Origin of the sequence: Microbacterium fluvii, assembly GCF_025515205.1 — a bacterium.
Classification (GTDB): domain Bacteria; phylum Actinomycetota; class Actinomycetes; order Actinomycetales; family Microbacteriaceae; genus Microbacterium; species Microbacterium fluvii.
In genome coordinates this window covers 1327860-1341861 of record NZ_JAOPFX010000001.1, presented here as the reverse complement: position 1 = coordinate 1341861, position 14002 = coordinate 1327860, and the positions used below count along the sequence as shown (strand labels likewise).

General features: G+C 70.5%; 16 protein-coding genes, 1 tRNA gene and 1 other RNA gene. 7 read left to right on the top strand and 11 right to left on the bottom strand.

Going from position 1 to position 14002, the window contains the following annotated elements:
• Positions 1-25: 25 nt before the first annotated feature.
• Together OAW74_RS06210 and OAW74_RS06205 are read right to left on the bottom strand one after the other, a co-directional pair.
• On the bottom strand, positions 26-1363 hold the full coding sequence (locus tag OAW74_RS06210; protein ID WP_262873441.1) for a M20/M25/M40 family metallo-hydrolase: 1338 nt from the start codon (positions 1361-1363) through the stop codon (positions 26-28).
• Entirely contained in the window at positions 1360-1986 is a 627-nt protein-coding gene (locus OAW74_RS06205; RefSeq protein WP_262873440.1) for a hypothetical protein, read from the bottom strand. The genes OAW74_RS06210 and OAW74_RS06205 overlap by 4 nt, the downstream gene beginning before the upstream one ends.
• A gap of 168 nt (positions 1987-2154) precedes the next feature.
• Between OAW74_RS06205 and ssrA the strand changes: the two genes are divergently transcribed.
• Together ssrA and OAW74_RS06195 are read left to right on the top strand one after the other, a co-directional pair.
• Positions 2155-2525: a transfer-messenger RNA gene (gene ssrA, locus OAW74_RS06200) on the top strand.
• A 196-nt stretch (positions 2526-2721) separates the two neighbouring features.
• Entirely contained in the window at positions 2722-3699 is a 978-nt protein-coding gene (locus OAW74_RS06195; RefSeq protein WP_262873439.1) for a zinc-binding dehydrogenase, read from the top strand.
• A 111-nt stretch (positions 3700-3810) separates the two neighbouring features.
• Here OAW74_RS06195 and OAW74_RS06190 read toward each other — a convergent pair whose 3' ends face one another.
• Positions 3811-4041 carry a putative acetyltransferase gene (locus OAW74_RS06190; protein ID WP_262873438.1) on the bottom strand — a complete coding sequence of 77 codons (231 nt, stop codon included), beginning with the start codon at positions 4039-4041 and terminating at the stop codon, positions 3811-3813.
• Entirely contained in the window at positions 4035-5513 is a 1479-nt protein-coding gene (locus tag OAW74_RS06185; protein ID WP_262873437.1) for an SDR family oxidoreductase, read from the bottom strand. Before OAW74_RS06185 ends, OAW74_RS06190 begins: the two co-directional genes overlap by 7 nt.
• A 49-nt stretch (positions 5514-5562) precedes the next feature.
• Here OAW74_RS06185 and OAW74_RS06180 point away from each other — a divergent pair, with 49 nt between their 5' ends.
• Entirely contained in the window at positions 5563-5976 is a 414-nt protein-coding gene (locus OAW74_RS06180; RefSeq protein WP_262873436.1) for an NUDIX hydrolase, read from the top strand.
• 9 nt (positions 5977-5985) lie between these two features.
• Here OAW74_RS06180 and OAW74_RS06175 read toward each other — a convergent pair whose 3' ends face one another.
• Positions 5986-7314 carry a flavin monoamine oxidase family protein gene (locus OAW74_RS06175; protein ID WP_262873435.1) on the bottom strand — a complete coding sequence of 443 codons (1329 nt, stop codon included), beginning with the start codon at positions 7312-7314 and terminating at the stop codon, positions 5986-5988.
• Positions 7315-7450: 136 nt separating this feature from the next.
• On the opposite strand from OAW74_RS06175, the gene OAW74_RS06170 reads away from it, so the two are divergent.
• Positions 7451-7609: a hypothetical protein gene (locus OAW74_RS06170; protein ID WP_262873434.1), complete on the top strand. Its 159-nt coding sequence runs from the start codon at positions 7451-7453 to the stop codon at positions 7607-7609.
• Between the two features lie 5 nt (positions 7610-7614).
• On the opposite strand, the gene OAW74_RS06165 is transcribed toward OAW74_RS06170, so the two are convergent.
• The 3 genes from OAW74_RS06165 to OAW74_RS06155 are packed head-to-tail and all read right to left on the bottom strand — an operon-like array spanning position 7615 to position 9593.
• Positions 7615-8154: a YaeQ family protein gene (locus OAW74_RS06165; protein ID WP_262873433.1), complete on the bottom strand. Its 540-nt coding sequence runs from the start codon at positions 8152-8154 to the stop codon at positions 7615-7617.
• A 3-nt stretch (positions 8155-8157) separates the two neighbouring features.
• Positions 8158-8739, bottom strand: a complete 582-nt coding sequence (locus OAW74_RS06160) for a hypothetical protein (RefSeq protein ID WP_262873432.1) — start codon at positions 8737-8739, stop codon at positions 8158-8160.
• A complete protein-coding gene (locus OAW74_RS06155) occupies positions 8736-9593 on the bottom strand; it encodes an inositol monophosphatase family protein (RefSeq protein ID WP_378733476.1) in 858 nt (285 codons plus the stop codon). Before OAW74_RS06155 ends, OAW74_RS06160 begins: the two co-directional genes overlap by 4 nt.
• Positions 9594-9680: 87 nt before the next feature.
• Here OAW74_RS06155 and OAW74_RS06150 point away from each other — a divergent pair.
• Positions 9681-9756, top strand: a tRNA-Lys gene (locus OAW74_RS06150).
• Positions 9757-9810: 54 nt separating this feature from the next.
• Here OAW74_RS06150 and OAW74_RS06145 read toward each other — a convergent pair.
• Positions 9811-11037, bottom strand: coding sequence for an MFS transporter (locus OAW74_RS06145; protein WP_262873430.1), 1227 nt, complete (start codon positions 11035-11037; stop codon positions 9811-9813).
• The gene (locus OAW74_RS06140) at positions 11034-11465 is read right to left on the bottom strand and encodes a MarR family winged helix-turn-helix transcriptional regulator (protein WP_262873429.1); all 432 of its coding nucleotides are present in this window, start codon (positions 11463-11465) and stop codon (positions 11034-11036) included. Before OAW74_RS06140 ends, OAW74_RS06145 begins: the two co-directional genes overlap by 4 nt.
• A gap of 82 nt (positions 11466-11547) precedes the next feature.
• Between OAW74_RS06140 and OAW74_RS06135 the strand changes: the two genes are divergently transcribed.
• Positions 11548-12300 (top strand): SDR family oxidoreductase, encoded by a 753-nt coding sequence (locus tag OAW74_RS06135; RefSeq protein WP_262873932.1) that lies wholly within the window; start codon positions 11548-11550, stop codon positions 12298-12300.
• A gap of 3 nt (positions 12301-12303) precedes the next feature.
• On the opposite strand, the gene OAW74_RS06130 is transcribed toward OAW74_RS06135, so the two are convergent.
• On the bottom strand, positions 12304-13092 hold the full coding sequence (locus tag OAW74_RS06130) for an IclR family transcriptional regulator (protein WP_262873428.1): 789 nt from the start codon (positions 13090-13092) through the stop codon (positions 12304-12306).
• Between the two features lie 123 nt (positions 13093-13215).
• Here OAW74_RS06130 and OAW74_RS06125 point away from each other — a divergent pair, with 123 nt between their 5' ends.
• Complete coding sequence (locus OAW74_RS06125; RefSeq protein WP_262873427.1) at positions 13216-14001, top strand: CoA transferase subunit A; 786 nt, start codon at positions 13216-13218, stop codon at positions 13999-14001.
• Position 14002: the final 1 nt, after the last annotated feature.

The window sequence follows — 14002 nt, the reverse complement described above, 5'->3', positions numbered from 1 at the left end:
GTTCTGAAGCGGGGTGCGGGTGCGATCACTGTAGCCGCTGGATGAGCTCGCGATGGAACCGCTCGCCGCGCTCGAGGGCCGCGATCTCGACGCGCTCGTCGACGCCGTGGATGGCGGCGCGTTGGGCGGCGCTCATCTCCAGGGGCGCGAAGCGGAACACTGCGGGAAAGCGGCGGTGGAAGGCCCGAGAGTCGGTGGCGGCCATCATGACATAGGGCACCGCCGCGGCCTCCGGGTGGGAGACGCCGAGGGCCTCGGCCAGCAGCGCGAACTGGGGTCCGTCGACCGACGTCTCCGGCGACGGCTCATCGCCGGAGACGATCTCGACGGCGACCTCGGGGTCGGCGATACGGCGCCGCACCCGCCGCACGGTGGACTCGACGGTCTCGCCGAGCGCGATCCGAAGATTGATGGTCGCCGACGCCTGCGAGGGCAGCACGTTGTCGGCGGTGCCGCCCGACTGCATCGTGGCGGCGACGGTCGTGCGCACCATCGCCGCAGGCTCCCCGCCCATCGCGGCCAGCACCCGCGCCGTGACCGGAGGGGCGGCCGCGAGGGCGCGATAGAGCAGCCGCGCCGGCCCCGGCGTTCGATCGGCGAGCAGGCGCAGCATCCGCGAGATCGCCCTGGGCACGCGCGGGCGGAAAGTGCCGGGGGTGAGCCGGTGAACCGCCCGGGCGACGCGCCCCACGGCGGTCAGCGGCGGCGGAGCCGAGGCGTGCCCTCCGTCGGCGCGTGCGGTCAGCCGCAGCGTCAGGATGCCCTTCTCGCCCACGCCGATCATCGCCGCCTGGCCTCGGACGAACGGCAGAGGCGCATCGACGACGGCGCCGCCCTCGTCGACCACGAGCCACGGCTCGATGCCGCGCTCGGCCAGCAGCGCGGCGGCGGCTTCGGCGCTCGCACCGAACACCTCCTCGTCCCCGCCGAACGAGAGGTAGACGTCGCGAGCGGGCGTGAAGCCCGCGGCCACCAGATTCTCGACGGCCTCGAGCACGACCACGAGCGGTCCTTTGTCGTCGAGCGCGCCGCGCCCGTACACCCAGCCGTCTTCGACCACGCCGGCGAACGGCGGATGCGTCCAGTCGTCGGTGAGGTCGACCGGCACGACGTCGTAGTGCGCCATGAGCACGAGCGGATGCTGCGCGCTCACTCCCGCCCAGCGGTACAGGAGGCCGGAGGGCCCGACCCGCTCGAGGCTCAGCTCGCGGTGCACGAGCGGGTACAGCTCGGGAAGAAGGGCGATGAGCGCCTCGAAGGGCGCGTCGCCTCTGGTCTCGCGCTCGGCCGAGACGGTCGGCTGCTGGATCAGCTTCGCGAGCCGCTCCGCGACGTGCGGACGGGCGACGACCCCGCCGGTCACTGGGCCGCCGGAGCCTGGATGAAGCCCAGCTCCTCTTCGGTCATCGCCCACCGCACGTCGTACTGGGTGAACAGGTAGGCGTCGCCCTCTGGCCCGCCCGACTCGTCGTCGTAGACGTAGAGGATGCCGCCGGCCCCGCCGTCTTTGTGGCTGTAGCCCTCGGCGTCGAGCGCCGCCGTGGCGCCGTCGATCTGGTCGACGGTGAACGGCGCCCACGCGAGGTCGATGATGTTGTCGGTGGCCGCATCGGGATCGGCCGCCCAGCGGCACGAGATCCAGCCGTCGGGGCTGCCATCGGGGAAGACGGCGAAGGGCTTCGCGCCCGACTCCTGGCCCGCCGTGTTCTTCACGGTCCACTCGCGGTCGTCCATCATCGCGAGGAACTCGGGGGTCGCGGTGTTCTGGCAGGTGCCCTCCGCCTGCGGCGCGCCCGAATCGGTCGGCGTCGGGGTCGGCGTGGGCGTCGGTGTCGTGGCCGACGGCGTCGGCGTGGGCGTGGCACTCACGGTCGGAGTCGGCGTGGGTGCGGGCGCGCCCGCGCCGGAAGCGACCAGGGCGATGATCAGCGCTGCGACGACGGCGACCGCTGCGCCCGCGACGATCCAGAGGTTCTTCGTGCTCACCCGATGACATTACCCAGGCGGCGACCGCGGACCCGTGCCGGAATGGCCGGTGTCGCGGATTCGTTGTATTCTGGGACGCTCGGGTGCGACAGCTCCCCAGGATCGACAACTCCACAGCGTGACAGCGGCCCTCTGCGAAGAGGTCAGCCCTGCATGACAGGGCACCACGGGGATGATCGGTTTCGACATCGCCTGTGAATCTGCGTGAAGCGGGCCGAGGATGCAGGGTTATCTCGTGAACGCCCCCTGCAAACCAATAACTGCCGAAAAGAAGCAGTCCGACTTCGCCCTCGCTGCCTGAGCAGCGAGCCCGAGTCCGTCAATCCGTGACTGATCCCGTCACGGTCCTTGGCGTCATCTAGGGATCTTGCTGCGTGACGACGCCTGAGCGTCACGCGGGACTCTTATCAGGCTGGGCTCGTCGACTTAGGTGTCTGTGACAAAGGTCGGAGCCGAGCAGAACGCCTCTACAGACTGCGCCCGGAGAATCCGCAGTATCCCAGCGATGGACGGGGGTTCGATTCCCCCCATCTCCACTCAACCGCTGTCACGAGTTCAGGCCCCGGGCTCTGCGCATCTGTGCAGAACCCGGGGCCTTGTTGCGTGCGCGCACGGCTGTTCTGCGGGCCGCGCGAAAGAGGCTCCACCTGATCGGCCCTCGGTGTGCGAATGCGGGGGAGACTGGAAGACGGCCCTGTCGCCACCCCGCCGGCCACGATCCCAAGGAGCACCACCATGCGCGCACTCAGTCACTCCACCTTCGGCGACCCGGCCGAGGTTCTCGACGTCGTCGACCGAGACCTGCCGGAGCCGGGTGCGCGGCAGGTGCGCGTGCGCACGCTGCTCTCTCCGATCCACAACCACGACCTGTGGACGATCCGCGGCACCTACGGCTACAAGCCCGAACTCCCGGCCGCCGCCGGAACAGAGGCGGTCGGCATCGTCGATGCCGTGGGCGAAGGCGTCGAGGGCCTGGAGGTCGGACGCCGCGTCGCGACGGGCGGCACGTTCGGCGTGTGGGGAGAGTACTTCGTGGCCGATGCGAAGGCGCTCATCCCGGTGCCGGACTCGCTCTCCGACGAGACCGCGGCCCAGCTGGTGTCGATGCCGTTCAGCGCACTGAGCCTGCTCGAGTTCCTCGAGGTGCACGAGGGCGACTGGATCGTGCAGAACACCGCGAACGGCGCCGTCGGGCGCCTGCTCGCCCAGTTCGCCGCGGCCCGCGGGGTACGCGTGCTGGGGCTGGTGCGTCGTGACGCCGGCGTCGCGGAGCTCGCCGAGGCCGGCATCGACGATGTCGTCTCGACCGAGCAGCCCGACTGGCGGGAACGCGCCGCGGCCGTGCTCGACGGCGCGGCGACTCGGGCGGCGGTCGACTCGGTCGGCGGGAGCGCGGCCGGCGACCTGCTGTCGCTGCTGGGCGAGGGCGGCACGCTCGTCTCGTTCGGCGCGATGGCCTCGCCCACCCTCGAGCTGGGCTCGGGCGACCTGATCTTCAAGCAGGCGGTCGTGAAGGGCTTCTGGGGCAGCAAGGTGAGCGCCTCGATGGATGCCGCGGCGCGGGCCGCGCTGTTCGGCGAACTCGTGCAGCGCATCGGCTCGGGCCAGGTGCAGCTGCCGGTCGAGGCCGTGTTCCCGTTCGACCAGGTGCGCGCGGCCGTCGCCGTCAGTGACGCCCCTGGGCGTGCGGGCAAGGTGCTGCTGAAGTTCTGAGCCTCACGGCCCCCGCGGATCCCGTTCAGGCGTCGGAGCCGCGGGGCCGGTGGCGCCGGGAGTGCGCTCGCACGCAGCATCCGCCCCACCGATCCGACAGGTGGACGGTCGTCAAGGCTCGATCGAAGGTAGCGGGCGGGGCGCCGGAGGAGGGGGAACCTCTTTCGCGGCGACGATGGTCTCGCGCGGGATGTGCTCGATGCCCCGCTTGCCGTCGACGACCACGGTCTCGGCATCCGCGCTGAGCAGTTCGCCGAGGGCGTCGGTCGCCATCCCGTCGGGCAGGAGGTAGCGCACCACCACCCGGTGGCCGACCTCGGGCAGGCGGATGCGGTTCACCACTGGCCCGGCGCGTAGTCCTTGAGGAACACGCCGAACAGGTCTTCACCGGCCTCGCCGCGGACGATCGGGTCGTACACGCGGGCGGCGCCGTCGACGAGGTCGAGCGGCGCGTGGAAGCCCTCTTCAGCCAGACGCACCTTCGTGTAGTGCGGGCGCTCGTCGGTGATCCAGCCGGTGTCGACGCTCGTCATCAGGATGCGGTCGCTCTCGAACATCTCGCGCGCGCTCGTGCGGGTGAGCATGTTCACGGCCGCCTTGGCCATGTTGGTGTGCGGATGCCCGGGGCCCTTGTAACCGCGGTTGAACACGCCCTCCATGGCGCTGACGTTCACGATGTAGGTGCGCCGGGCGGTGCTGGCCGCCATCGAGGGGCGGAGCTTGGAGATCAGCAGGAAGGGCGCGGTCGTGTTGGCCAGCTGCACCTCGAGCATCTCGAGGGGATCGACGTCTTCGACCCGCTGCGTCCACGAGTTCACGTGATCGACGTCGGGGATGAGCCCGCCCGCGTCGATCGCCGTGCCGGCGGCGAGCCGCTCGAGCGAACTGGAGCCCGCCGCCATCGCCTGTTCGGTGAGCTCGTCGGCCCGCGACGCGGCCGCCGCGAGGATCGGGTGCGCCGAGACCGAGCGCTCGAGCGCCTGCGGATGCTGGTCGTTGGTGTGCCCGAAGGTCACGAGCTCGGGAAGCGGCCCCGAGGGCAGCGGTGCGAGTTCGGCATCGACGAGCGGCTGGTACGCGCCCGGGGAGCGGCGAACGGTCTGGGTGGCGTTGTTGATGAGGATGTCGAGAGGACCGGCCGCGGCGACGTCGTCTGCCAGGCCCAGCACCTGGGCGGGATCGCGCAGGTCGATGCCGACGATCTTGAGCCGGTCGAGCCACTCGGAGGCATCGGGCAGGCTCGAGAATCGCCGCACGGCGTCGCGAGGGAAGCGCGTCGTGATCGTCGTGTGCGCGCCGTCGCGCAGCAGCCGCAGCGCGATGTACATGCCGATCTTGGCGCGGCCGCCGGTCAGCAGCGCCCGCTTGCCGGTGAGGTCGGTGCGGGCGTCGCGCTTGGCGTGGCTCATCGCCGCGCAGTCGGGGCACAGCTGGTGATAGAACGCGTCGACGACGGTGTACGGCTGCTTGCAGATGTAGCAGTCGCGCGCCTTGCGGAGCGTCCCGGCGGTCGGCGCGGTCGTCGAGGTGGAGATCGGAATGCCGCGGGTCTCGTCGTCGATCCGGTCGGGCGCCCCCGTGGCGGTGGCGGCGACGACAGCCCTGTCGGCGGCCGCGGCGGCTTCGCGGATCTCGCGGCGACGGTGGCGCTTGACGGCGCGGAACATCTGGGCGGTGCCCCGGCGCACCGCGATGAAATCGGGGTGGGTCTCGTCGAGGCCCGCCATGCTCTCGAGCACCCGCAGGGTCGTCGCCAGGTCGGCGGGATCGATGATGCGGGTCGGCGCGGATTCGGCGGGGGTCTCGGGAGGCACACCCGATTCTACGGCGGGCGAGGTGGACGACTGCTGTTAGCGTGCTGCGGTGAGCACCCTCGACGATCCGACCGCAGCCCGCAGCATCCGCGTCTCGGCGGCGGTGATCGTCGACGCCGGAGGCCGCCTGCTGCTGGTGCGCAAAGCAGGTACGACGGCGTTCATGCAGCCGGGCGGCAAGCCGGAGCCGGGGGAGACGCCCGCCGAGACACTGCGGCGCGAGCTCGCCGAAGAGCTCGGTCTGGTGCTGGATGCCGGCTCGTTGCGGCCGCTGGGAGAGTTCACCGCCGCGGCCGCCAACGAGCCGGGCTTCGCGGTGGTCGCCGATGTGTTCGAGGTCGCCATCGGCGCTCAGGTGCCGGTCATCGCGGCGGAGATCGACGAGCTGCGCTGGGTCGGAGCGGGCGAGACCGACGAACTCGAGATCGCGCCGCTGGCACGCGAGAACTTCCTGCCCCGCTGAGGAGGAACCTCAGTCGCCCGCCCAGATCTCGGCGATCGGGATCTCTCGGCCGAGCACGCGCTCGGCGGCACGGTGCCCCGACATCAGCGCCGCGGTGACCGTCGCCGGGTCATCGGTCCAGGTCGCCTCGCCGGCCAGATGCAGCACGCCCCCGATCGGTGTCGCCAGCTCATCGTGGTCGGCCGTGGTGGAGCCGACGGTCATGAAGGCGTAGGCGCCGTGCGCGAACGGGTCGTCCTGCCAGGCCGTGCGGCGCACCTGCATGGGCACCCCGACCCGGTCGCCGTACAGCTCGCGCAGGCCCTCGAGCACCGAGGCCACCACCTGCTCGTCGCTCCACTGGCGGGTCTCGACGGCCGCCGGGCCCGCGGCGAACGTCAGGAGCGTCGGCACGCCGTGGAGGGCCGTCAGGTCGTACCAGGAGTGCCACCACGCGGCCCGCGGACCCTGCCGGCGGATCGCATACACGTCGTCCTCCCAGAACTTCTCGTCGAAGCTCACGAAGATCTTCTCGAACGCGTTCATGCGCAGCCGCGACAGGGCCCCGGCGACCGGTTCGGGGAGGGGCGGGTCGATCGAGAAGTCCGCCGACTGCAGCACCCCGACGGGCACCGTGACCACTGCGCTGCCGGCGGAGAACGCCGCGTCGGCGGTCTCGACCACAGCTCCGGACGGCGACCATCGCACCGCGGCGACGACGTGTCCGAGCCGCACGTCGATGCCTGCGGCGAGGTGCTCGGGCAGGCGGTCGTAGCCGCCCGGGAACACGACTTCGTCGCCCTCGACCTGATCGTCATCGAGGCCGTGCGCGGCGAGGTCATCGATCCAGGCGCCGTACTGCTCCTCGGAGCGGTGCTCCAGGTACTCGCGCACCCGCGCCGTGCGCTCGGAGTCCCAGCCCATCCGGGCCAGAGCAGCGTCCGTCACATCGCGATACGAGGCGTCCGGCGCGGAGGCGGCGACCACGCCGAGAAGTTCGGCATCGAGCGCGTGCACGTCGTCGGCGAAGCGCTGGGCGTCAGCATCCGTCAGTCGCTCGCCGTCGGGGTTGTAGTAGGCGATCGGTCGGCTGTCGGGCTGGTAGCTGCCCACCGTGAACTCGACGGTGGACATGCCGAAGGCCGCTGCCGCGGCCGCAACCGGCGAATCGTCGATGCCGTGGATCCAGGAGGCACCGAGGTCGGTCGCGAGCCCGCTCGACCGATCGGTGTGCACCCGTCCGCCGATGCGATCGCGAGCCTCGAGCACGACGACGCTGCGCCCCGCTCGGGAGAGCAGCCGTGCGGCGGTGAGGCCCGCGACGCCGGCCCCCACGACGATCACGTCGAACTTCTCCACAGCGATCCTCCTGCCGAATGCGTCCCGCCGATCCGACGCTACCGGCACGAGTGCCCGTGGGCGAGTGCGCTACCGAAGCGGCAGCGCTGCTGTCAACCCCCGGTACACGCGTGCGCCGATGTGATGGAGTCTCATCATGACCTCACTCGTGATCCTGCTGATCATCGTCGGCATCGTGCTGCTTCTGCTGGGCGTCTTCGTCGAGGCGGCGAAGTTCCTGCTGTGGATCGGCCTCGTGCTGCTCATCGTCGGTGTCATCGCCTGGCTGATGGGGTTCATCCGCCGCCAGACCTGAGCGCCTCACGCGATGGCGGTCTCGTGCAGCGCGCTGTCGAAGGTGGCGCCGTTGAGCTCGAGATACAGCTGACTCTCGGTGACCGAGAGAGTCATGCTGTTGCGACGTTCGAGCCCCGCGGCGGCGGCCTCGACGAAGCCCTGGTCGAAGCTGCGCAGTCTGATCTCGTCGGCTCGGTGGATGCGCTTACCCGCCCAGCCGGCGGCGAGGCGCGTCGGCTCCCGGTGCGTGTAGACCGCGACGCGGTCTGCTTTGAGGCTGCCGTCGTGCAGTCGAGCGGCATCGGGCGCGCCCACTTCGATCCAGGCCAGGAGCGCGCCGGTGAGATCGCGTACGAACACGGCCGGCTCGGCGGTGGCCGAGATCCCCTCGCTGAAGGCGATGCCCTCTTCGTACTCGAGGCAATAGGCGAGCACCCGCGTGAGCAGAAAGACGCCCGTCTCAGACGGATGCTGCGCCACGCGCAGCGAGAGCTGCTCGTAGACCCCGCGGTCGACGTCTGCCAGCTCCACCGCGAAGGTGTGGACCGTCGCCCCGATCGCCACGGGTCAGGCCTGCGGCCATTCGACCAGGAGCAGACTCTGCTTCGTGTCGGCGAACTTCACCCAGCCGTCGCCGAACAGATAGGTCCACCCGTAGCCGTCGTCGTCGGTGTAGATGGCCGTCTCGGCGCTCTCGGTGACGTAGATCCCCTCGTCGCCTTCTTCGAGGCTCCACCCGTCGGCGACGAGCTGGTCCTGCGCCGCGATCGCATCGGCTTCGTCGATGGGTGCCCAACCGAACATCTGGATGTGGTCGGTCGCCGCCGTGAGGTCGCCCCACTTGCACTGCAGGCCACCGGTGATCTCGTCACCCGCGAGCACGAAGGGCTCCTCCTGGGCCGTCCACTCGAGGTCCTCGAACTCCGCGACGGTCGACGCCGGGATGATCGTCTCGCAGGTGGGCGCGTCAGACGAGACGGGCTCTTCGGTGGGGGTCGCGTCGGGGGTCGGCGCGGCCGTCGTCGCCGCTGCCGTCGGTGCGGCGGTCGTCTCCACCGCCTCCGGCGCGGTCGAGCTGCAGGCAGTGGCGAGGGCGGTCGTCAGAGCGAGCGTGAGTGCGAGGCCGAGACGAGACGTCGTGCGAGTCATTCAGTGGGCTCCGGGGGCGTCGATGGGCGGTGCAGCAGATCGAGGAAGTCATCGTGGAGGCGGCCGTTGGTCGCGAGCGACGAGCGTGCCGAGAGGGTGTCGTCGCCGTCGTACGAGGTGAACCGTCCGCCGGCCTCGTGCACGATCGGCACGAGGGCGGCGATGTCGTACTCCTTCACGCCGAACTCGGCGACGAACTCGAGACGCCCCTCGGCCAGGAGCATGTAGGGCCACGCGTCGCCGTAGCCCCGATCGCGCCACACCGCGTCTGTCAGCCGCAGGAGCGCGTCGGTGCGGCCGACCTCGCGCCACTGCGTGATGCTCTGGAAGCTCGCCGACGCCTCGGCGACGTCGGCGACGGCCGACACCCGGATGCGGCGCGGTCCGGCCGTGGAGTTCGTCCATGCGCCGAGCCCCGTGGCTGCCCACCACCGGCGCCCGATCGCGGGCTGGCTGGCGACGCCGACGCGGGGCACCCCGTCGATGACGAGCGCGATGAGCGTCGTCCACATCGGGATGCCCTTGAGGTAGTTGGCGGTGCCGTCGATCGGATCGATGATCCACTGGCGCTCGGTCGACCCTGCGGAGCCGAACTCCTCACCGAACACGCCGTCCTCGGGGCGCTCGGCGGCCAGCAGATCACGGATCGCCCGCTCGGTCGCGAGGTCGGCCTCGGTCACGTGCGTCGCGTCTGCCTTGAGCTGCACGTCGAGGTCCGGTGCGTCGAAGCGGGCCATCGCGACCGCGTCGGCAGCATCCGCAAGGCGAAGCGCGAGCTCCAGATCGGCCGACAGATCCCCGTCGTAGGGCGCATCGAAGCGCACAGTCGAGGGGGGAGCAGTCACAACCACCATGGTAGACGCGCCCGGGGTCGCGCCGATTTCGGGAGACGCAATCGTGATGGTAACGTTGGTCCTCGGTTCGCCACGGCGGATCGATCCGCACCTCTAGCTCAATCGGCAGAGCAACTGACTCTTAATCAGTGGGTTCAGGGTTCAAGTCCCTGGGGGTGCACCACGCAGAAAGGGACCCTCCACGAGGGTCCCTTTCGCATCTCCCGGACGGATGCCGCTACGCGGCGTCTCCGATGAGCACCGCGACGGCCTCCTCGGCAGCATCCGCCTCGCGCTCGTCGATGCGCGCCAGCGCCCGGCGGCCGAACGCGATGACGGCGGCAGCCACGGCGATCGAGCACGCGGCGAACACGTACGGCACGGCGGGGCCGTAGGCGTGCCACAGCAGCGTCGCGATCGGGGGAGCGGCGGCACCGCCGAGGAACCGCACCGCCGAGTAGGCGGAGCTGGCCACCGACCGGGGCAGATCGGTGGCCTCCATCACCGATTCGGTGAGGATCGTGTTCATCAGGCCCAGGAGCAGGCCGCCGACGATGATGCACACCACGAGCCCCGCAGGGTCCGCCGAGAGCACGGCCGCCGCCAGCAGATCGATCGCGAGCAGCGGAAGCACGATGAGCATGGCCGTCGTGCGGGCGAGGCGGCGCAGCATCAGCGGCGCCACCCAGACACTCGTGATCGCCAGCGCCACGCCCCAACCGAAGAAGGTGAGGCCGATGCCCATCGCCCCGAACCCGAGCGGGTAGGGCGAGAAGGCGAGCAGCACGAAGAACGCGATGTTGTAGAAGACCGCGGCCGCCGCCAGCACCGCGAGCGCGGGGCGCCCGAGGGCGCGGAACGGCGCCGAGAACGGGATCGGCTGACGGGTCTCGGCATCGGTGCGCAGCAGCACCACGATGGCGATGAAGGCGATCGCCATGAGCGCCGCCACACCGAAGAACGGCCCGCGCCAGCTGACCTCGCCGAGGATGCCGCCCAGGAGGGGCCCCACGGCGATGCCGAGGCCCAGCGCTGCCTCATAGAGCACGATCGCCGCTGCGCTGCCACCGGAGGCGGCTCCCACGATCGTCGCGAGAGCCGTCGAGATGAACAGCGCATTGCCCAGGCCCCACCCCGCGCGGAAGCCGATGATCGCATCGACGCTGCCCGACAGCGCGCACAGCAGTGCGAACACGACGATGAGGGAGAGACCGATCAGCAGCGTCGCCTTCGCGCCGATGCGGCTCGAGATCCAGCTGGTGACGAACATCGCCAGACCCGTCACGACGAGATAGCTCGTGAACAGCAGCTCGGTCTCGACGGGGGAGGCCTCGAGCGACTCGGCGATGGCGGGAAGGATCGGATCGACCAGGCCGATGCCCATGAAGGCGACGACGCACGCGAACGCGACCGCCCACACGGCCTTGGGCTGACGCCACACCGATCCCGTGCTCGCGTGGCTCATCGGGTGGCCTCCAGCGCGCCGGTCTTGCGGGCGAGCACGGCCGCCGTCGTGCGCAGCGCCTCCCACTCCCTCTCATCGAGGTCGTCGAAGCGCGGAGCGAGGGCGGCCGTCAGCTGCGTGCGCCACTGATCGAGCGCCGCGCTGCCGGCATCGGTCAGCGAGATCACGGTGACGCGCGAGTCCGCCGGGTCGGCGGTGCGCTCGACGAGGCCCGCGTCGGCCATCTGTCCGGTCAGCCGGGTGATGCCGGGTTGGGTCACGCGGCTGAGAGCCGCCAGCTCGCCCAGTCGCAGCGGCCCTCGCTCCTCGAGGAACGCGATCGTGCGCCACTGCGCCGCCGGCGTCTGGCTGCCGGTCTCGGCCGCGGTCATGCGCGCGAGCGCGTGCGCGGCGAAGATGAGGTGTTCGATGTCTTTCTCGTGGGTCACGGACCAAAGCATACCCCTGTTATATACTGCCGGTATGTACAGCGATCTTGACGTGTCGGCGGATGCGGTCGAGTCTGCTGACATGAAGGAGCAGGATCTCGCCGGACGACGCGCGCTCGTCACGGGCGCCGCAGGCGGCATCGGCCTCGCGTGCGCGGAGGAGTTCGCTCGACGCGGAGCGCACGTGATCGTCGCCGACATCGACGCCGCGGGGGCGGATGCTGCCGCCACCGCTGTCGGCGGGGAGTCGTGGGTCGTCGATCTCAGCGACACGCCGGCTCTCGACGACCTCTCCCTCGACGTCGACATCCTCGTGAACAATGCCGGGATCCAGAAGGTCGCACCCCTGCACGAGTACGACCCCGACACCTTCCGGTTCATCCAGCGGCTCATGGTCGAAGCGCCGTTCCTGCTCACGCGCGCGGCGCTGCCGGGCATGTACGCGCGCGGCTGGGGGCGCGTCGTGAACATCTCGAGTGCGCACGGGCTGCGCGCCAGCGCCTACAAGGTCGCCTACGTGACGGCCAAACACGCGCTCGAGGGTCTGTCGAAGGTGACGGGCCTGGAAGGCGGGCCGCACGGAGTGACGAGCAACTGCATCGACCCCGCCTACGTGCGCACGCCCCTCGCGGAGAAGCAGATCGCCGACCAGGCGCGCATCCACGGGATCGGCGAAGACGAGGTCGTCGAGCGGATCATGCTGGCTGACGTCGCCGTGAAGCGGCTCGTCGAGGTCGACGAGGTCGCCTCGCTCGCCGGCTGGCTCGTCTCCGACAAGGCCGGCATGGTCACGGGTGCCTCCTACACGATCGACGGCGGCTGGACCGCCCGCTGAGCCTCAGCGCGCAGCGGCGACCCTCGTCGTGAGCTGATGCGCGTGGGCCAGCAGCGTGCGGCCGAGTTCGGCGAGGCGCTCGGGGCCGAAGCGGAACTCGACACCCGTGAGGCTCAGCGCCCATTGCGGATGTCCGTCGCGATCGAACACTGCGACCCCGAGCCCATAGCTGCCTTCGAGGATCAGCCCCGGATTCACGGCGTATCCGCGCTCCTTCGTGTCGCGCAGTCGCGCCCGCAGGCGCTTCTCGCTGTGCGCCGAGCCCCATCGCTGTGCCAGCTCGGGATGGCGTTCGAAGTACGCGTCCACATCGTGAGGCGGCAGGAACGCCAGCACAGCCAACCCGGCCGACGCCACGCCGAGCGGAAAGCGCACCCCTTCGGCCAGGACGAACGAGCGGATGGGGAAGCTCCCCTCCTCACGGAGCAGGCATACGGTCTCGTCACCCCGGCGCACCGATAGAAACGCGCTCTCTTCCGTGCGCACGGCGAGCGATCGCACGATATCCCGCGCGATCGAGGTGATGTCGTAACGGGATGCCGCCACCGTACCCATGAGATAGAGCTCCGGGCCCGGCATCCAGCGGCCGCTGCGCTCATCGTGATCGACGAGACCCTCGTGCCGGAGCGCCGTCAGCAGCCGATGCGCCGTGGGCCGCGTGAGCTCGGCCTGCCGTGCGAGATCGCCGACCGTGAGCCCCTCGGCTCCAGCGCCGGTGACCAGTCGCAGCAGCCGCGCCGCGCGGCCGACGGATTGAGCCCCGGGCACGGTGCCGGACTTCGCTGCGTCCATGATGTGGACACTATGCGCACCGGTATCCACATCGCAAGCGCGCGTGCGGGCGATCCCGCTCGCACCGCGCACGATGGAGGTCCCGCCCCGCAGGCGCCCACGCACGCAACGAAGGAGTCGTCCGTGATCGACAAGACCTGGAGATCGGCCGCCGAAGCGGTCGCCGACATCCCCGACGGGGCGACGCTGGCCGTCGGCGGGTTCGGGTTGTCTGGGAACCCCATCGCCCTCATCGAGGCGCTGCTCGCGCAGGGCACGAGCGACCTCAGCATCGTCAGCAACAACTGCGGGGTCGACGACTGGGGCCTCGGTGTGCTGCTGAACGCCAAGCGCATCCGCAAGATGACCTCGTCGTACGTCGGCGAGAACAAGGAGTTCGAACGCCAGTTCCTCTCGGGTGAGCTCGAGCTCGAACTCACCCCCCAGGGCACCCTCGCCGAGAAGCTCCGCGCCGGCGGTTCGGGCATCGCCGCCTTCTTCACCCAGACCGGCGTCGGAACGCAGGTCGCCGAGGGCGGACTCCCTCGTCGCTACGCGCCCGACGGCTCGGTCGCCGTGCCCTCGCCTGCCAAGGACGTGCGAAGCTTCGCCGTCGACGGCACGACGCGGGACTACGTGCTCGAAGAGGCGATCGTCACCGACTTCGCCCTCGTGCACGCCCTGCGTGGCGACCGGCACGGCAACCTCGTCTTCAACAAGGCGGCCCGCAACTTCAATCCGCTCGCCGCGATGGCGGGTCGGGTGTGCATCGCGCAGGTCGAGGAGCTGGTGGAGCCCGGAGAGCTCGATCCCGACGGCATCCACCTCCCGGGCATCTATGTGCACCGGATCGTCGAGGTGGGCACGGGCATCGAGAAGCGCATCGAGCGTCGCACCGTTCGGTCCTCCGATACAGGAAGCGAGGCCTGAG